The organism is Aeromonas sp. S11(2024), from assembly GCF_041402345.1.
Taxonomy (GTDB): Bacteria; Pseudomonadota; Gammaproteobacteria; order Enterobacterales; family Aeromonadaceae; genus Aeromonas; species Aeromonas veronii.
In genome coordinates this window covers 105,565-123,292 of record NZ_JBGLRC010000003.1, presented here as the reverse complement: position 1 = coordinate 123,292, position 17,728 = coordinate 105,565, and the positions used below count along the sequence as shown (strand labels likewise).

General features: G+C 58.8%; 15 protein-coding genes. 6 read left to right on the top strand and 9 right to left on the bottom strand.

Features of this window, described 5'->3' with window-relative positions:
• Positions 1 to 47 precede the first annotated feature (47 nt).
• The gene (gene secA / locus ACB040_RS03835) at positions 48 to 2,768 is read left to right on the top strand and encodes a preprotein translocase subunit SecA (protein WP_005336144.1); all 2,721 of its coding nucleotides are present in this window, start codon (positions 48 to 50) and stop codon (positions 2,766 to 2,768) included.
• 184 nt (positions 2,769 to 2,952) lie between these two features.
• Entirely contained in the window at positions 2,953 to 3,357 is a 405-nt protein-coding gene (gene mutT / locus ACB040_RS03830; RefSeq protein WP_204384572.1) for an 8-oxo-dGTP diphosphatase MutT, read from the top strand.
• Positions 3,358 to 3,434: 77 nt separating this feature from the next.
• Here mutT and yacG read toward each other — a convergent pair whose 3' ends face one another.
• The 9 genes from yacG to ACB040_RS03785 form a co-directional block, all read right to left on the bottom strand.
• A complete protein-coding gene (gene yacG, locus ACB040_RS03825) occupies positions 3,435 to 3,629 on the bottom strand; it encodes a DNA gyrase inhibitor YacG (protein WP_005336142.1) in 195 nt (64 codons plus the stop codon).
• Positions 3,630 to 3,638: 9 nt separating this feature from the next.
• Positions 3,639 to 4,361, bottom strand: a complete 723-nt coding sequence (gene zapD / locus ACB040_RS03820) for a cell division protein ZapD (protein WP_005336141.1) — start codon at positions 4,359 to 4,361, stop codon at positions 3,639 to 3,641.
• Positions 4,362 to 4,398: 37 nt separating this feature from the next.
• Positions 4,399 to 5,013: a dephospho-CoA kinase gene (coaE, locus tag ACB040_RS03815; protein ID WP_338773534.1), complete on the bottom strand. Its 615-nt coding sequence runs from the start codon at positions 5,011 to 5,013 to the stop codon at positions 4,399 to 4,401.
• A gap of 13 nt (positions 5,014 to 5,026) precedes the next feature.
• The gene (locus tag ACB040_RS03810) at positions 5,027 to 5,899 is read right to left on the bottom strand and encodes an A24 family peptidase (RefSeq protein WP_338773535.1); all 873 of its coding nucleotides are present in this window, start codon (positions 5,897 to 5,899) and stop codon (positions 5,027 to 5,029) included.
• A gap of 60 nt (positions 5,900 to 5,959) precedes the next feature.
• Positions 5,960 to 7,201, bottom strand: a complete 1,242-nt coding sequence (locus tag ACB040_RS03805; protein WP_005336136.1) for a type II secretion system F family protein — start codon at positions 7,199 to 7,201, stop codon at positions 5,960 to 5,962.
• A gap of 240 nt (positions 7,202 to 7,441) precedes the next feature.
• Positions 7,442 to 9,148, bottom strand: coding sequence for a PilB family type IVa pilus assembly ATPase TapB (gene tapB, locus ACB040_RS03800; RefSeq protein ID WP_139740536.1), 1,707 nt, complete (start codon positions 9,146 to 9,148; stop codon positions 7,442 to 7,444).
• Complete coding sequence (locus ACB040_RS03795) at positions 9,148 to 9,567, bottom strand: prepilin-type N-terminal cleavage/methylation domain-containing protein (RefSeq protein ID WP_338774954.1); 420 nt, start codon at positions 9,565 to 9,567, stop codon at positions 9,148 to 9,150. Before ACB040_RS03795 ends, tapB begins: the two co-directional genes overlap by 1 nt.
• 315 nt (positions 9,568 to 9,882) lie before the next feature.
• Positions 9,883 to 10,746, bottom strand: coding sequence for a carboxylating nicotinate-nucleotide diphosphorylase (gene nadC, locus ACB040_RS03790; protein WP_371153304.1), 864 nt, complete (start codon positions 10,744 to 10,746; stop codon positions 9,883 to 9,885).
• Positions 10,747 to 10,749: 3 nt separating this feature from the next.
• The gene (locus tag ACB040_RS03785; protein WP_371153302.1) at positions 10,750 to 11,220 is read right to left on the bottom strand and encodes a TIGR02281 family clan AA aspartic protease; all 471 of its coding nucleotides are present in this window, start codon (positions 11,218 to 11,220) and stop codon (positions 10,750 to 10,752) included.
• Positions 11,221 to 11,350: 130 nt separating this feature from the next.
• Between ACB040_RS03785 and ampD the strand changes: the two genes are divergently transcribed.
• The 4 genes from ampD to aceF all read left to right on the top strand — a co-directional run bounded on the left by ampD (position 11,351) and on the right by aceF (position 17,718).
• Positions 11,351 to 11,926, top strand: coding sequence for a 1,6-anhydro-N-acetylmuramyl-L-alanine amidase AmpD (ampD, locus tag ACB040_RS03780; protein ID WP_371153300.1), 576 nt, complete (start codon positions 11,351 to 11,353; stop codon positions 11,924 to 11,926).
• A gap of 278 nt (positions 11,927 to 12,204) precedes the next feature.
• Positions 12,205 to 12,969: a pyruvate dehydrogenase complex transcriptional repressor PdhR gene (gene pdhR, locus ACB040_RS03775; RefSeq protein WP_043821981.1), complete on the top strand. Its 765-nt coding sequence runs from the start codon at positions 12,205 to 12,207 to the stop codon at positions 12,967 to 12,969.
• 79 nt (positions 12,970 to 13,048) lie between these two features.
• Positions 13,049 to 15,709, top strand: coding sequence for a pyruvate dehydrogenase (acetyl-transferring), homodimeric type (gene aceE, locus ACB040_RS03770; RefSeq protein WP_064339264.1), 2,661 nt, complete (start codon positions 13,049 to 13,051; stop codon positions 15,707 to 15,709).
• Between the two features lie 119 nt (positions 15,710 to 15,828).
• A complete protein-coding gene (gene aceF, locus ACB040_RS03765; protein ID WP_338773537.1) occupies positions 15,829 to 17,718 on the top strand; it encodes a pyruvate dehydrogenase complex dihydrolipoyllysine-residue acetyltransferase in 1,890 nt (629 codons plus the stop codon).
• The last annotated feature ends 10 nt before the right edge of the window (positions 17,719 to 17,728 follow it).

Here is a 17,728-nt window from a genome sequence, read left to right as displayed (position 1 = left end):
AGGTTCCAGTGACGGAACGCTTTTATAACCAGAAATAGTTGGTACCCATGATTAGCACACTGCTTACCAAGATTATCGGCAGCCGGAACGACAGAACGCTCAAGGCTTTGCGCAAAATTGTAAAACAGATCAATGCCATGGAGCCGCAGTTCGAGGCTCTGTCCGATGCCGAGTTGCAGGCCAAAACGGCTGAATATCGTCAGCGTATCGAGCAGGGTGAGACCCTGGAGCAGTTGCTGCCGGAAGCGTTCGCGACCGTGCGTGAAGCCTCCAAGCGGGTGTTTGGCATGCGCCACTTCGACGTGCAGCTGATCGGCGGCATGGTGCTGAACTCCAACCGCATCGCGGAAATGAAGACCGGTGAAGGTAAGACCCTGACCGCCACCCTGCCAGCTTACCTGAACGCCCTGAGCGGCCGTGGTGTGCACGTGGTAACGGTGAACGACTATTTGGCCAAGCGTGATGCGGAGGCGAACCGCCCGCTGTTTGCCTTCCTCGGCATGACCGTTGATTGCAACGTGCCCGGTATGGATGCGTCCCAGAAGCGTGACGCCTACGCCGCCGACATCACCTACGGTACCAACAACGAATTCGGTTTTGACTACCTGCGCGACAACATGGCGTTCTCGCCCGAGCAGCGGGTACAGCGTCCGCTCAACTACGCGCTGGTGGATGAGGTGGACTCGGTACTTATCGATGAGGCCCGTACTCCGCTTATCATCTCCGGCCCGGCCGAAGACAGCTCAGAGCTCTATATCCGCGTCAACAAGCTGATCCCGCTGCTGGTCAAGCAGGACAAGGAAGACACCGAAGAGTACACCGGCGACGGTCACTACACGGTGGACGAGAAGAACCGCCAGGCGCTGCTGACCGAAAACGGTCAGATCTTCGTGGAAGAGCTGCTCAAGAAAGAGGGGCTGCTGGATGAGAACGACTCCCTGTTCTCCGCCTCCAACATCAGCCTGCTGCACCACGTCAATGCGGGTTTGCGTGCTCACACCCTGTTCGAGCGCAACGTGGACTATATCGTCCAGAAAGACGAGATCGTCATCGTCGACGAGCACACTGGCCGTACCATGCCGGGTCGTCGCTGGTCCGATGGTCTGCATCAGGCCGTTGAAGCGAAGGAAGGGGTGAAGATCCAGAACGAGAACCAGACGCTGGCATCCATCACCTTCCAGAACTACTTCCGTCTCTACAACAAGCTGGCGGGGATGACAGGTACTGCGGATACCGAAGCCTTTGAATTCCAGCAGATTTATGGCCTGGATACCGTGGTTATCCCGACCAACAAGCCGATGGTGCGCAAGGATATGGGCGATCTGGTCTACCTGACCGCCAATGAGAAGTATGCCGCCATCATCGAAGATATCCGTCAGTGTGTGGCCAAGGGCCAGCCTGTACTGGTTGGTACCGTCTCTATCGAGAACTCCGAGCTGCTCTCCGGCATCCTGACCAAGGAGAAGATCCCGCACAAGGTGCTGAACGCCAAGTTCCACGCCATGGAAGCGGAGATCGTTGCCCAGGCCGGTCAGACAGGTGCGGTCACCATCGCCACCAACATGGCCGGTCGTGGTACCGACATCGTGTTGGGCGGCAACTGGCAGGCAGAGATTGCCAAGCTGGAGAACCCGACCAGCGAGCAGATTGCCGAGCTAAAAGCCGCCTGGCAGGTGCGTCACGATGCGGTGCTGGCCGCCGGTGGTCTGCACATTATCGGTACCGAGCGTCACGAGTCCCGCCGTATCGATAACCAGCTGCGCGGCCGTTCCGGTCGTCAGGGTGACCCGGGCTCATCCCGTTTCTACCTCTCCATGGAAGATACCCTGATGCGGATCTTCGCCTCCGATCGCGTGACCGGCATGATGAAGAAGCTGGGCATGGAAGAGGGCGAAGCCATCGAGCATCCGTGGGTCACCAAGGCGATCGAAAACGCCCAACGCAAGGTGGAAGGTCGCAACTTCGACATCCGCAAGAGCTTGCTGGAGTTTGATGACGTGGCCAACGACCAGCGCAAGGTGGTGTACGAGCAGCGCAACGAGCTGCTGGATACCAACGACATCTCCGAGACCATCCACGTTATCCGTGATGATGTGTACGGCGCCGTGATCGATGAATACATCCCGCCCCAGTCTCTGGAAGAGATGTGGGATGTGCCGGGTTTGGAAGCGCGCCTGAAGGCCGACTTCGCGCTGGATCTGCCGCTGCAGCAGTGGCTGGCGGAAGATGACAAGCTGTATGAAGAGAAGCTGCGCGAGCGCATTCTGGATGAAGCCACCAAGCTCTATGCCCACAAGGAAGAGTTGGTCGGTAAAGAGGTGCTGCGCAACTTCGAGAAGGCGGTGATGCTGCAAACTCTGGATGGTCTGTGGAAAGAGCATCTGGCGGCCATGGATCACCTGCGTCAGGGCATCCATCTGCGCGGTTACGCCCAGAAGAACCCCAAGCAGGAGTACAAGCGCGAATCCTTCGATCTGTTCACCCAGATGCTGGAAACCCTCAAGCGCGACGTGGTCAGCATCCTGAGCCGTGTTCAGGTGCAGGAGCGCGATGTGGAAGCGATGGAAGAGCAGCAGCGCCAGCAGGCGGAAGCCGCTCCCCGCACCTATACCCACGCCGCAGCTGAGAGCCAGCTGGCTGATGAACAGGCCGCAGGCGAAGAGGGGCACACCACCTTCGTACGTGACGAGCAGAAGGTCGGTCGCAACGATCCCTGCCCGTGTGGTTCTGGCAAGAAGTACAAGCACTGCCACGGTCAGTTGACCTGATCGACGCTATGCCATAACAGGCGGGCCAAGTGCCCGCCTTGTTTTTGCCAGAGGGTGGCAAAGTCACTAGGGTGGCGCCACTTGACGGAAAGAAATCGGATATCAGGCATCATCGGTCGCTCACCCAGCCGGAGGTTGGGCTCATCGAACGGCACGATCATGTATCGCGTGTAAAGGTAGCAAGATGGAACAGAAAAAACGGATCTGGGTGGCGGTTGGCGTCATCGAGAATGAACGGGGCGATATCTTCATCGCCAGACGCTCCTCCGATCGCCATCAGGGAGATCGCTGGGAGTTTCCCGGTGGCAAGGTGGAGTCGGGCGAGGATCTGCTCACCGCGCTGGATCGGGAGCTGTGGGAAGAGATTGGCATCCGGGTTTTGGATTGTGCCCCCTTTATGGAACTGCAGCACGACTACCCCGAGAAGCAGGTGTTGCTGGATATCTGGAAGGTGACCCGTTTCAGCGGTGAGCCGTTCGGCAAGGAGGGGCAAGAGTGTCTGTGGGTGCCGGTGGCCGAGCTGAACAACTACCACTTCCCCGATGCCAATGGCCCGATTGTAGCGCGGCTACAGGGTCTGCAGGCTTGAGCCGGTAGCAATCAACAAGCATCAAAAAAGGGCCAATCGGCCCTTTTTTGATATTGCAGAGGTGAGTGACCAGGGGCTTATAGCCACTGATCGCCCTCTTCCGGCTCCGGCAGCAGATCCGGGTTGATCTCCCCCGGGATCCGCTTCTCTTCATCGGCCCACTCGCCAAGATCAATCAGTTGGCAGCGCTTGCTGCAGAAGGGGCGGAACGGACTCTGCGGGCCCCACTCCACTTCGCTCTGACAGGTCGGACACTTTACCTTGGTGACCATAAGCCCTCCTTAGCAGCAGGCGAGCTGGAACGGCACGTCGCCAATCGGCTGTTCTGCGGTGGGCAGAAAGCGCAGGGCGAAGCGGTTCTTGTGGCCGCTCAGGGTGGGGTAGCAGAACAGATTGCCCGGCAGCTTGATGCGGATCAGCTCGGCGCTCTCGGCGGTGTCCTGGAAGAAACCGTTGCTGGCAACCTGCTCACTGAAGCTGCCTGATTCACGCCACAGGCGCAGCAGCAGGGTGATGGCATTCATCAGCAGGTTGATATCGCTCAGCCAGCCCTGCATCTGCTGGTGACGGGTGATGGCCGGAGTACCGAGCCAGTGGTGTAGCTGCGGTACGTCGAAGGCACAAAGGCCACCCGGAATGGAGAAGCGCTGGCGGATGGAGCCGAGCAGACGATCCTCTTTCAGGCGGGCACCTGGGCGTGGCGAGTTGAGCAGGTTGCGAGAGAGCTGGCTGCTCTCTTGCTGCATCAGTTTGATCTGCTCCAGATCGACATCGGGCAGGCTGGCCCAGTGGCTCAGACGCTGGCCGAGACGCTCCAGATCCTTGATGAGGTCTGCGCGCAGGTCACCACGCTCCAGCAACTCCTGCAGATCGAACAGCCCCTTGAAGAAGGCGATATGTGCCCAGGATTGTTCACTCTCCAGATTGTCGCGGATCTGGGAAAACAGGGACTCCAGACGAAGATAGGTCCGGCTTTTTTCATTGAGGGGGAAATCGTAAATCATGCCTAATCCTGGCCAGCCATAAACCGGCCTAGTGTACTCACACTTGGCGGCCTTGTTGAGAGGCAATTGCCAGATATGTCTCGTGCAGCGCCAAAATCCGCGTTTTAATCGCCATTTCGCTGCCATTGTGGTTTTCGATGACATCATCCGCCGCAGCGAGGCGCTCCACCCGACTCGCTTGGGCGGCGATGATGGCCTTGGCTTGCTCGGCCGATACCCCATCACGGCGGCAGGTGCGTTCAATCTGAGTGGCTTCATCCACATCGATCACCAGTACCCGATTGGCGAGGCCGGTGAGTTTGTTCTCCACCAGCAGCGGCACCACCAGCAGGCAGTAAGGTGAACTGGCCGCGGCACACTGGCGCAGCATTTCGCTGCGAATCAGCGGGTGGAGCAGGGCATTGAGCCACCCCTTGGCCTGCGGGTCGCTGAAGACCCGGTCGCGCAGGGCGCGACGGTCGAGTTGACCGCTCGGATCAATCACATTCGGGCCAAAATGGTCGGCTATGGCGGCAAGGGCCGGGGTACCCAGCTCGACCACTTCGCGGGCGATCACATCGGCATCCACCACCTCGATACCCAGCGCGGCAAACTGATTGGCGATAGTGGTCTTGCCGCTGCCGATACCACCTGTGATAGCAACTACATACATGGGGGCCTCTTGCTCAAAGCAGGGTAGAGAGATACCAGCGGGTGATGGTATCGCCCCATAGCAGGGCGATCCAGCCCGCGATGGCGAGGTAGGGGCCGAAGGGTATGGGCTTGCCCTGATGGTGTTTTTGCAAGGCGATCAGGCTGATGCCGATCACGGCACCGACCAAGGATGAGAGCAGCAGAATTATGGGCAGCGCCTGCCAACCGAGCCAGGCGCCCAGCGCCGCCAGCAGCTTGAAGTCGCCATAGCCCATCCCCTCCTTGCCGGTTAGCAGCTTGAAAGCCCAGTAGAGGCTCCAGAGCACCAGATAGCCCGCCATGGCGCCGATCACTGCATCAGCCAAGGGGACGAAGCCACCTACCAGATTGAACAGCAGCCCACCCCACAGCAGGGGCAGGGTGAGCTGGTCGGGCAGCAACATCTTGTCGAGATCGATAAAGGTGAGGGCGACCAGCACCCAGGTCAGCAGCAGGGCGGCCAGCGTGCCCCAGCCCGGGGTTATGACCATGGCAACGGCCACCGAGAGCAGGGCTGTCAGCAGCTCTACCAGCGGATAGCGGGCCGAGATGGGGGCCTGACAGTCGCGGCAACGCCCTTTGAGCCAGAGCCAGCTCAACAGCGGGATGTTCTCCAGCGCAGTGATGGCGTGGCCACAGTGAGGACATGCGGAGCGGGGGACCATCAGGTTGTAGCGCTCTGGCGCAGTGGCCTCCTCATCGGGGGAAAAGTAGCCGCGATACTCGGCCTGCCACTCCCGCTCCAGCATGATGGGCAGGCGGTGGATCACTACGTTGAGGAAGCTGCCGATCATCAGGGAGAAGAGAAAAACCAGCGAGAAGTAGAGCCAGGGCAAGCTGTGAGCCAGCTCGAGAAGAAGTGTCATAACCAACCGTCAGTTATTGAATGAGGGGAGGGCATGGTTTTGGTGCCATGCCCTGATGAATCAGCCTACCACGTCGCCAAGCTTGAAGATGGGCAGGTACATGGCGATAACCATGCCGCCGACCAGCACCCCGAGCACCACCATGATGAGGGGTTCCAGCAGGCTGGTGAGGCCATCGACCAGATCATCCACCTCCTGTTCGAAGATGGTGGCGACCTTGGAGAGCATATCATCGATGGCGCCGGACTCCTCACCGATCATCACCATCTGGATCACCATGTCGGGGAAGAGATCGACGGTGCGCATCGCCACGTTGATCTGCATGCCTGCCACCACCTCGTTGCGGATGGCCATGACGGCGGTGCGATAGACATAGTTGCCGGAGGCACCAGCCGCCGAAATCAGCGCATCTACCAGCGGAATACCGGCGGAGAAGGTGGTCGACAGGGTGCGGGCAAAGCGAGCCATCGCCGCCTTGTGCAGGATCATCCCGACCACCGGAATGGTGAGGACAAATTTGTCGGTATTGTCTTTTACCTTCTGGGAGGCCCGCCAGGCCCGCACGTAAAGGAAGATACCAAGGGCGGTGCCACCAAAGAAGACATACCACCAGTTCTGCATAAAGCGGGAGATGCCGATAACAAACTGGGTGAACACCGGCAGCTCGGCACCAAAGCTCTTGAAGATATCCTCGAACTGCGGAATGACGAACAGCAGCAGGATGGAGGTGACCACGATGGCGACCAGAATGACCATGGTGGGGTAGAACATCGCCTTCTTGATCTTCGACTTGAGCGCTTCCGACTTTTCCCGGTAAGTGGCGATACGGTCGTAGATGGTCTCCAGTGCACCGGATTGCTCACCGGCTTCCACAAGATCGCAATAGAGATCGTCAAAGTAGAGGGGATGGCGGCGCAGCGCCTCCGACATGGGGGTACCGGTCTCCACATCGGCGGCAATCTGCCCCATCAGCTCGCGCATCGAGGCTTTCTCGTGACTGCGGGCGATGATCTGCAGGCTCTGCACCAGCGGTACACCGGCGGAGAGCATGGTGGTGATCTGACGGGAGACGATGGCGATATCCATCGGTTTGATCTTGGCGCCGCCCTTGGAGAAGAGCCCCTGGGATTTCTTGGCTACCTTGGTGACGTTGACCCCCTGCTTGCGCAGTTCGGTCTTGACGGTGTTGATGCTGTCGGCCTGCAGCTCGCCGGAGACCTTCTGCCCCTTGCGATTAACCCCGTGCCAGCGGAAGGCGAAGACTTTCTTGGGGGCATTGTTCTTTTTCGTTAGGGTTGCCATCTTTGCATCCTGCAATGGGGTTGGTTGTCAGAGTCGGACTCTGCACGTCACCAACCTGGTCAAGGTGCCCGACTGGCTTGATGCCTGCGGGGTACTGATAGGGTGGGTGGTACCTTCTTGGCGCCAGCCCGGTCACTTTAATGCCTGATTATTCTGTCGTTCGGGTTGTCATCTATTCCATGTTCGTGAACGACGAATTCGCTCTGCCAGCCAAACCGTCGGGTCGTTCCGTCATACGGATCAGTTGGTGGTGACCCTGTTGACCTCGGCCAGACTGGTGACCCCGAGCCGGGCCTTCTCCAGCCCCGAGGTGCGCAGGGTGCGCATCCCCTCCTTCTGCGCGATAGCTGCGATTTGCAGGGAGTTTGCCCCCTGCATAATCAATTTGGCGATGTTCTCCGACATCAGCATGATTTCGTAGATGCCGACCCGTCCCTTGTAGCCGCCGGAACACTCCTTGCAACCGACCGGTTTGAACAGTCGCAGCCCGGCCGCCAGCTGCTGTGGCGTAAAGCCCAGCTCCAGCAGTTCGGCTTCCGGCACCACCTCCGGCGCCTTGCAGTGGTCGCACAGCTTACGGGCCAACCGCTGGGCCATGATCAGGGTCACCGAGGAGGCGATGTTGAAGGCCGGAACCCCCATGTTCATCATCCGGGTCAGGGTCTCGGCGGCGGAGTTGGTGTGCAGGGTGGAGAGCACCAGGTGACCGGTTTGGGCAGCCTTGATGGCAATCTCGGCGGTTTCGAGATCGCGAATTTCACCCACCATCACCACATCCGGGTCTTGCCGCAAGAAGGAGCGCAGGGCGCTGGCGAAGGTGAGCCCCGCCTTGGGGTTGACCTGCACCTGGTTGACGCCGGGCAAGTTGATCTCCACCGGATCTTCGGCGGTAGAGATATTTACCTCGGTAGTGTTGAGAATATTGAGGCCGGTATAGAGCGAGACCGTTTTGCCCGAGCCGGTGGGGCCGGTCACCAGGATCATCCCCTGTGGCTTGGAGAGGGCGCGCAGGTACTGCGCCTTCTGCCGGTCATCAAAGCCGAGTTGCTCGATATTAAGGCGTGCCGCCGAGGAGTCGAGCAGACGGATAACGATCTTCTCCCCCCACATGGTGGGCAGGGTATTAACCCGCATATCCATCGACTTGTTGCGCGACAGCTTCAGCTTGATGCGGCCATCCTGTGGCAGCCGCCGCTCGGCAATATCGAGCCGCGCCATGACCTTGAGGCGGGCGGAGAAGCGGTTGGAGAGGTTGACCGGCGGCGTAGCGATTTCATGCAGAATGCCGTCGATGCGAAAGCGCACCCGATACTTGAACTCATAGGGCTCGAAGTGCAGGTCGGAGGCGCCGCGCTTGATGGCATCCATCAGGATCTTGTTGATGTACTTGACGATGGGAGCGTCGTCATCGGCGGTATTAACGCTTTCGTCGAGGCGGCTGTTTTCGTCGGAGACCTCGAGATCCGAAATTTCGGACTCGTCGATATCCTCCATACCGAGGGCGTCGTCTTCGCTCTCCAGCAGCTTGCCGATGGCGGCGGTGAGTTTGTTCTCCTCCACCAGCAGCGCCTCGGTATGAAGGCCGAAGCTGAAGCCAAAGTCCTCCAACGCCGAGACATTGGTCGGATCCGACATGGCGATATAGAGGGTATGGCCCTGGGTATAGATGGGCAGGACGTGGTGTTTCTCAATCAGCTTCTGATTGAGGTACTTCTGCGGGATCTCGGCCAAATCGAAGGCGGCAAGATCCAGCAGAGGTACCCCATACTCCAGCTCGCAAAAGTCGGCGAGCGCCTTGCTGTCGAGGATCTCGTTCTCTATCAGAAATGTCACAAAGGGTTTGCGCTGGGCCTTGGCCTGGCTCAGATAGCGCTGGGAGTCCTCTTCACTGATCAGTGAAGAGGCGGCCAGGCTTAACGCCAGGCCGCTATTTGGGCTAGAGGTCATTAATCTGGGCAATATTCGGCAATGTTATCACCGGTACCGCCATCTGCGCAGCTCAGGGTCCATGTGATAGGAGGCGTTGTCGCATCGGTGCTGGTTAAGATCAATTCAACACCATCAGGAATTGGAGATGCTCCAGATGCTGTTGCTGTGATGGTGTAAATGTCATTAGCAACAGCAACATTTAATCCAGCAGCCCCACTTGGGATGCCTTCATCTCCGGGGTTGCAGTCGTTAACCCCCTTCGTTTGAACACAGACTTCAATTGCGGTCTTGGCTCCTCCCGTTAAAGAGATTAACTCAGCCATCTTAGCCTTTTTGGTGTAGTTCTGATAAGCCGGCAGTGCGACTGCCGCCAGAATGGCCACGATCGCGACCACGATCATCAGTTCAATAAGGGTAAAACCCGATTGTTTCTTCATTTGAAATATCCTTTTATCCTTGGTTCCTGGGAAGTGTCGGTGGAAAATCATCCGCACGTCAGTATCTTATCCGAGCTGTCAGGGGTGGCAACAGAGATTGCTGCCTTTGTTAACTACTTTCATGTCATTTACCAAAAACTTGATGCGAGTCATAAAATAAGTGGCTTCTTATGACTCTTTGTTACGGGTGGAAGCGGGTCCGTCATTACACTCCTTTGCTGAGGGATCCTGCATAAAGAAAAGGCGCCCATGGCGCCTTTTGCAAGTTGTTTATCCTGTTATATCGAGTGTTTGCTCAAGCCTGTGGGGGGAATATCACTGCTGGATAAAACGCATGGAGAGATCGAGTGCCCGTACATGCTTGGTGAGCGCCCCGACCGAGATAAAATCGACGCCGGTGGCGGCAAATTCCGCCAGGGTATCGAGGGTCACATTGCCGGAGACTTCCAGCTTGGCACGGCCCTGATTGATGACGACGGCTTCCCGCATCATGGCCACGTCGAAGTTATCCAGCATCACGATATCGGCGTTGGCCGCCAACGCCTGTTCCAGCTCGGCCAGCGATTCGACCTCCACCTCGACCGGCTTGCCCGGATTGAGATGACGAGCCTCATTAATCGCCTCGGCGATGCCGCCGCAGGCGAGGATATGGTTCTCTTTGATGAGGTAGGCGTCGTAGAGGCCGATGCGGTGATTCTTGCCGCCGCCACAGGTGACCGCGTACTTCTGGGCGGTGCGCAGCCCGGGGATGGTCTTGCGGGTGTCGAGCAGACGGCAGTCAGTGCCTTCCAGTTCTGCCACATAGCGGGCGGTGAGGGTGGCGACGCCGGAGAGGGTCTGGACAAAGTTCAGCGCATTGCGCTCGCCGGTCAGCAGCAGGCGGGCAGGGCCATGGAGGCGGAACAGCTCCTGATTGGGGGAGAGCACTTCGCCATCCTGCACCTTCCACTCCACCATCACGTCGCCGCCCAGTTGGGTGAACACTTCATCCACCCAGGGCTGGCCGCAGAAGACACCCGCTTCACGGGTGATAACCCGGGCACTGGCCAGCCTATCGGCCGGGATCAGCTGGGCGGTGATATCGGCGCTGGCGTCCGGTTGGTCCAGCGTGGTGAGGGCATCGCCCAGATCTTCGAGTAGTGCGGCGCGCACGGCGCGGCTGACATCCTGTTGAAACATGCCTTATTCCTGCAAGGGTCTGAGCAGCAACTGCCGCTCCTTTTGAACCAACTCCAGCCGACCGAGGGCGTTCATGCCAACCAGCACTTCGTCACCGTCTGTCGCCGGATTGATAAAGATGGCCAGATCGTACAAGGTCAATGGCCCCATCGCCAGCGTTTCGATGGTGCCGTTGCCGACCCGGATCTGCCCCGCGGCGGTATTGACCTGGCTGCTGCCATGAGCGGTCAGGCCGAGCCGCTCGGCAACCTGCTGCGGGATGGTGATACGGGTGGCGCCGGTATCGAGCAGCAGTTGCACCGGCTGGCCGTTGATGGCACCCTCCAGACGATAGTGGCCGCTCTGGTCGGCCCGCAGCAACAGCTCGCCGCTGGCGGTGACGCTTGGTTGGTTGCGGGAGTGAAAATAGAGGGTCAGCAGACCCATCAAAGAGAGCCAGGCCAGTAACCACATCCAGCGTGCCGTGTGCTGCATACCCCATCCATATCGAGCGGAAGATGACTCAGCCTAACATACCATTTCCCTTTGATTCAGTGAGTTGGTGTCGGGTTGCCTATCAGGTATCTTCGTTGTCTCGCCATTTATCAGCCAACTCGAGTAGCCGATGACTCAACTCGCTTCGCAACCTTGTTTCTCTATCGATGCCGCTGGCTGGTGCCAGCAGGCTCGCCGGGTTCTTTCTCCCCACCACAATGAGCGGGCAGCGCCGGACGATATCTCCCTGCTGGTGGTGCATGGCATCAGCCTGCCGCCGGGGGAGTTTGGCGGTCCCTTCATCGACGATCTCTTTATGGGGCGACTCGACCCCGATGCTCACCCCTATTTTGCCAGTATCCATCAGCTGCGGGTTTCGGCCCACTGCCTGATCCGCCGTGATGGCGAGCTGGTGCAGTATGTGCCGTTCGGCGCGCGCGCCTGGCATGCGGGAGTATCGAGCTGGCAGGGGAGGGAGGCATGCAATGACTTCTCCATTGGCATCGAGCTGGAAGGGACCGACGAAATCCCCTATACCGAGGCTCAATACCGGGCGCTGGTGGGGCTCACCCGAGCCATCTCAGAGCGTTATCCGGCGATTACCCACGAAAAAATTGTCGGCCATTGCGATATCGCGCCAGGGCGCAAGACGGATCCCGGAGCCTGTTTCCAGTGGGATTACTACCGGCAATTACTAAACAGCTAAAGTAAATATTCAAATTTAGTTTGGATTTTAAAATCAATGGCTTGCCTATCTGGCAGGCCATTTTTGTCTCTGGTTGCGCAAATGTTATTTGTGAGCGCGGTCAAGAATATTGGTCAGACCATTTTCTATGAGCTAAATCATGTTTCCCCTGCTTTACCTCTTAAGTGGTGGGGCTGATTCTTGACTCAGATCATCTTTTGAGTGGACTTTTCAAAAGGCCTCTGCTAATTTTCGCCCCATCCATAAAATTGGTAATACCAATTTAACAAAGTAGCCTCATGCCCTATCGCAAGATTACGCAACCCAAGTTGGCCGACTCCATTGTCGCCGAGCTGGAACAGATGATTCTGGAAGGCAGCCTGCAGCCGGGGCAGAAATTGCCTCCCGAGCGGGAACTCGCCATCCAGTTTCAGGTATCGCGCCCCTCCCTGCGCGAAGCCATACAGCGACTGGAAGCGCGCGGATTGCTTTATCGCCGTCAGGGCGGCGGCACTTATGTGCAGAATGCCCTGAGCAAGGGGATCGCCGATCCTCTGTTCGAACTGCTCAGTACCCACCCGGAAGCCCAGTATGACCTGCTGGAGTTTCGCCACGCGCTGGAAGGCATCTGTGCCTACTACGCGGCCTTGCGGGGAACCGGGTCTGATTTCGAGCGCATTCGTCAGGTGCAAACCACCATCGAAGAGGCGGGCCAGCTGGGCTCGCTGGTGGCCGAATCGACAGCCGTCACCCAGTTCTATCTGGCGGTGGCCGAGGCGTCCCATAACGTGGTGCTGCTGCACCTGCTGCGGGCCATGAGCCCGATGCTCGAGCAGAACATTCTGCAGAATAACGAGATTTTGAATCGCCGCCCGGGAGTGGTAGCCAAGATACGTCGCCATCGCGCGAATCTGATCGAGGCTATTCTTTCGGGGGCTCCGGAGCGGGCCAGAACAGCTTGTCATGAGCATCTGGCCTTTATCGAGGACACCTTGTTGGATATGCAGAGGGAAGACAGCCGGATCCAGCGATCCATGCGTCGGATCCGTCAGCAGGAAAACTAATCCCACAAGGCTCTATTGTCGAATGCTTGCGCCCTTCGCCGTGCAATGCCGTGCAATCACAACAACATAGGAACCAGCCATGTCTGATATCCTGAAGAACGATGTGGACCCGATAGAAACGCTGGAGTGGCTTGCCTCTCTGGAATCCCTGCTGCGTGAAGAGGGTCCGCAACGCGCTCAGTTCATCCTTGAACAGTTGGCCGAGAAAGCCCGCGTAAGCGGTGTGGACGTGGCTGCCAAGGCAAATCGCGATTACATCAACACCATCCCGTCCAGCGACGAGCCGGACTACCCGGGTGACCTGGAGATGGAACGCCGCATTCGCGCCATCATCCGCTGGAACGCCATGATGATCGTGCTGCGCGCGTCCAAGAAAGACCTGGACCTGGGTGGTCACATGTCTTCCTTCGCTTCTTCTGCGACCATCTATGATGTCTGCTTCAACCACTTCTTCCGTGCTCGCAACGAGAAGGATGGTGGCGATCTGGTTTACTTCCAGGGTCACATCTCCCCGGGCATCTATGCTCGCGCCTTTGCTGAAGGTCGTCTGACCGAAGAGCAGTTGGACAACTTCCGTCAGGAAGTGGACGGCAAGGGTATCCCTTCCTATCCGCACCCGAAACTGATGCCGGACTTCTGGCAGTTCCCGACCGTATCCATGGGTCTGGGCCCTATCGCCGCCATCTATCAGGCTCGCTTCCTGAAGTACCTGACCGACCGTGGTATCAAGGATTGCTCCGAGCAGACCGTTTACGCCTTCCTGGGTGACGGCGAGATGGACGAGCCGGAAGCCAAGGGTGCCCTGACCGTTGCCGTGCGTGAAAAGCTCGACAACCTGGTATTCGTGGTCAACTGCAACCTGCAGCGTCTGGATGGTCCAGTTGTCGGTAACGGCAAGGTCATCAACGAGCTGGAAGGCCTGTTCGCCGGCGCCGGTTGGGATGTCACCAAAGTTATCTGGGGTCGCAAGTGGGATGAGCTGCTGAAGAAAGACACTTCCGGCAAGCTGATCCAGCTGATGAACGAGACCGTGGACGGTGACTACCAGACCATGAAGTCCCGCGACGGTGGCTACATCCGTGAGCACTTCTTCAACCGTTATCCGGAAACTGCCGCGCTGGTCAAAGACATGACCGACGAGGAGATCTTCGCTCTGAACCGCGGTGGTCACGATCCTCGCAAACTGTTCGCCGCGTTCAACAAGGCGACCCAGACCAAGGGCAAGCCGACCGTTATTCTGGCCAAGACCATCAAGGGTTACGGTATGGGTGAAGCGGCCGAAGGCAAGAACATCGCTCACCAGGTCAAGAAGATGGAGCTGGACTCCGTGCGTCACCTGCGTGACCGCTTCAACCTGCCGGTGGCCGACGAGCAGCTGGCCGATCTGCCTTACCTGAAGATCGAAGCCGGTTCTGCCGAGCACAAATACCTGCACGACCGTCGCACTGCCCTGAAAGGCTATGTGCCGACCCGTCTGCGCGAAAGCACCACCAAGCTGGAAATCCCGGCACTGGATGCCTTTGGCCCGCTGCTGGGTGAGCAGGCGCGCGAAATCTCCACCACCATGGCATTCGTGCGTTCCCTGAACGTGATGCTGAAAGACAAGTCCATCGGCAAGCGCATTGTTCCGATCCTCGCTGACGAAGCCCGTACCTTCGGTATGGAAGGTCTGTTCCGCCAGATCGGTATCTACAGCCCGCACGGTCAGCAGTACACCCCGCAAGACCGCGACATCGTCTCCTACTACAAGGAAGACAAGCAGGGTCAGGTTCTGCAAGACGGTATCAACGAGCTGGGCGCCATGTCCTCCTGGCTGGCTGCTGCGACCTCTTACAGCACCAACGATTGCCCGATGATCCCGTTCTACATCTACTACTCCATGTTCGGCTTCCAGCGGATCGGCGACATGGCGTGGGCAGCCGGTGACCAGCAAGCCCGTGGCTTCCTGCTGGGTGCAACCTCCGGTCGCACTACCCTGAACGGCGAAGGTCTGCAGCACGAAGATGGTCACAGCCACATCCTGGCGAACACCATCCCGAACTGCATCTCCTACGACCCGTCCTACGCCTATGAAGTGGCGGTGATCGTACAGGACGGCCTGCGCCGCATGTACGGTGAGAACCCGGAGAACGTGTTCTACTACATCACCACCCTGAACGAGAACTACGCCATGCCGGCCATGCCGGAAGGCGCCGAGGAAGGCATCCGCAAGGGTATCTACAAGCTGGAATCCGTCGCCGGTACCAAGGCCAAAGTTCAGCTGCTGGGTTGTGGTTCCATCCTGGGTCACGTGCGCAAGGCTGCCCAGATCCTGGCCAGCGAGTACGGCATCGGTTCCGATGTGTTCAGCGTCACCTCCTTCAACGAACTGGCTCGTGACGGTCAGGACGCGGATCGCTGGAACATGCTGCACCCGACTGCCGAAGCTCGCGTACCGTACATCGCTCAGGTACTGGGTTCCGAAGCCACCATCGCTGCGACCGACTACATGAAGTCCTTCGCCGATCAGGTTCGCGCCTTCGTTCCGACCGAGAACTACCGCGTGCTGGGTACCGACGGTTACGGTCGTTCCGACAGCCGTGCCAACCTGCGTCGTCACTTCGAAGTGAACGAGTTCTACGTGGTGGTTGCTGCTCTGACCGAACTGGCCAAGCGCGGCGAGGTAGACAAGCAGGTTGTGGCCGACGCCATCGCCAAGTACGGCATCGATGCCGACAAGGTCAACCCGCTGTACGCGTAAGTGGATCAAGGGTCGCGCCGTCATACGGCGCGACCTTGCCAGGATTTAAAACGGTTAACGCGAGATGTGCGTGGCGGCATCAACCAGTCACGCGGATCGACGCAAGAGGATAAAGCACAATGTCCAAACAGATTATGGTGCCGGATATCGGCGCCGATGAAGTTGAAGTCACCGAGATCATGGTGGCCGTGGGTGACAAGGTCGAGCTGGACCAGTCCATCATCGCGGTAGAAGGCGACAAGGCCTCCATGGAAGTACCGGCCCCGTCAGCCGGTATCGTCAAAGAGATCCTGATCAAGGTGGGCGACAAGGTTGCCACCGGTTCCCAGATCATGATCTTCGAAGCCGAAGGCGCTGCAGCCCCTGCTGAAGTGGCTGCACCGGTTGCTGCTGCTCCGGCCGCCGCACCTGCCGCTGCCGTGCGCAAAGATGTGCACGTACCGGACATCGGTGACGACGAAGTGGACGTGACTGAAATCATGGTTGCCGTGGGTGACATGGTAGAAGCCGACCAGTCCATCATTACCGTGGAAGGTGACAAGGCCTCCATGGAAGTACCGGCACCGTTCGCAGGCCGCGTAGTCGAGATCAAGGTTGCCGCTGGTGCCAAGGTCTCTACCGGCTCTCTGGTGATGGTATTTGAAGTGGCTGGCACTGCGCCTGCTGCCGTTGCTGCTCCGGCTCAAGCTGCCGCGCCCGTGGCTGCTGCCCCGGTTGCCGCTGCTGCCAAAGAGGTCAACGTACCGGATATCGGTGGCGACGAAGTGGAAGTCACCGAGATCATGGTTGCCGTGGGTGACAAGGTTGAAGCTGACCAGTCCCTGATCGCCGTGGAAGGTGACAAGGCCTCCATGGAAGTGCCTGCTCCGTTCGCCGGTGTGGTCAAAGAGATCAAGGTGAAGGCGGGTGACAAGGTCTCCACCGGTTCCCTGATCATGGTCTTCGAAGTAGCTGGCGCTGCTCCTGCCGCCGCGCCGGTTGCTCAAGCTGCCGCTCCGGTCGCTGCAGCCCCTGTTGCCGCTGCTCCGGCTCCGGTTGCCCAGGCCACTGCCGCTGCGACCGATTTCGTTGCCAACGACGCCTACGTGCACGCTTCTCCGGCGGTACGCCGTCTGGCGCGCGAGTTCGGCGTCAACCTGGCCAAGGTGAAAGCCTCCGGTCGCAAGGGCCGCATCGTCAAAGAAGACGTACAAGCCTACGTGAAGGATGCCATCAAGCGTGCCGAGTCCGCTCCTGCTTCTGCCGGCGTAGCCGGTGGCAACGGTCTGGGCGTACTGCCGTGGCCGAAAGTAGACTTCAGCAAGTTCGGTGATGTGGAAGAGGTCGAGCTGACCCGCATCCAGAAGATCTCCGGTCCGAACCTGCACCGTAACTGGGTCATGATCCCTCATGTCACTCAGTTCGACGAAGCCGATACCACCGAGCTGGAAGTGTTCCGCAAAGAGCAGAACGCGATGCTCGAGAAGCAGAAGGCCGACGTGAAGATCACCCCGCTGGTGTTCATCCTGAAAGCCGCCGCCAAGGCGTTGGAAGCTCACCCGCGCTTCTGCAGCTCCCTGTCCGAAGATGGCAGCAAGCTGATCATGAAGAAGTACATCCACATCGGTGTGGCGGTAGATACCCCCAACGGTCTGGTTGTGCCCGTGGTGCGCGATGTGAACAAGAAGGGCATCATGGAGCTGTCTCGCGATCTGGCCGAGATCTCCAAGAAGGCCCGTGCCGGCAAGCTGACCGCTGCCGACATGCAGGGCGGTTGCTTCACCATCTCCAGCCTGGGTGGCATCGGCGGTACCAGCTTTACCCCGATCGTCAACGCGCCAGAAGTGGCCATCCTCGGTGTTTCCAAGTCCGAGATGAAGCCGAAGTGGAACGGTAAAGAGTTCGCGCCGCGCCTGATGCTGCCGCTGGCTCTGAGCTACGACCACCGCGTGATCGATGGTGCCGATGGGGCTCGCTTCATCACCACCATGAACGGCGTGCTGTCCGACATTCGTCGACTGGTCCTGTAAGTGAGAGGGC

Bases quoted from the DNA above. Each gene is read 5' to 3' on its own strand.
- secA (WP_005336144.1), top strand. From the start codon at position 48: ATGATTAGCACACTGCTTACCAAGATTATCGGCAGCCGGAACGACAGA.
- mutT (WP_204384572.1), top strand. From the start codon at position 2,953: ATGGAACAGAAAAAACGGATCTGGGTGGCGGTTGGCGTCATCGAGAAT.
- yacG (WP_005336142.1), bottom strand. From the start codon at position 3,629: ATGGTCACCAAGGTAAAGTGTCCGACCTGTCAGAGCGAAGTGGAGTGG.
- zapD (WP_005336141.1), bottom strand. From the start codon at position 4,361: ATGATTTACGATTTCCCCCTCAATGAAAAAAGCCGGACCTATCTTCGT.
- coaE (WP_338773534.1), bottom strand. From the start codon at position 5,013: ATGTATGTAGTTGCTATCACAGGTGGTATCGGCAGCGGCAAGACCACT.
- ACB040_RS03810 (WP_338773535.1), bottom strand. From the start codon at position 5,899: ATGACACTTCTTCTCGAGCTGGCTCACAGCTTGCCCTGGCTCTACTTC.
- ACB040_RS03805 (WP_005336136.1), bottom strand. From the start codon at position 7,201: ATGGCAACCCTAACGAAAAAGAACAATGCCCCCAAGAAAGTCTTCGCC.
- tapB (WP_139740536.1), bottom strand. From the start codon at position 9,148: ATGACCTCTAGCCCAAATAGCGGCCTGGCGTTAAGCCTGGCCGCCTCT.
- ACB040_RS03795 (WP_338774954.1), bottom strand. From the start codon at position 9,567: ATGAAGAAACAATCGGGTTTTACCCTTATTGAACTGATGATCGTGGTC.
- nadC (WP_371153304.1), bottom strand. From the start codon at position 10,746: ATGTTTCAACAGGATGTCAGCCGCGCCGTGCGCGCCGCACTACTCGAA.
- ACB040_RS03785 (WP_371153302.1), bottom strand. From the start codon at position 11,220: ATGCAGCACACGGCACGCTGGATGTGGTTACTGGCCTGGCTCTCTTTG.
- ampD (WP_371153300.1), top strand. From the start codon at position 11,351: ATGACTCAACTCGCTTCGCAACCTTGTTTCTCTATCGATGCCGCTGGC.
- pdhR (WP_043821981.1), top strand. From the start codon at position 12,205: ATGCCCTATCGCAAGATTACGCAACCCAAGTTGGCCGACTCCATTGTC.
- aceE (WP_064339264.1), top strand. From the start codon at position 13,049: ATGTCTGATATCCTGAAGAACGATGTGGACCCGATAGAAACGCTGGAG.
- aceF (WP_338773537.1), top strand. From the start codon at position 15,829: ATGTCCAAACAGATTATGGTGCCGGATATCGGCGCCGATGAAGTTGAA.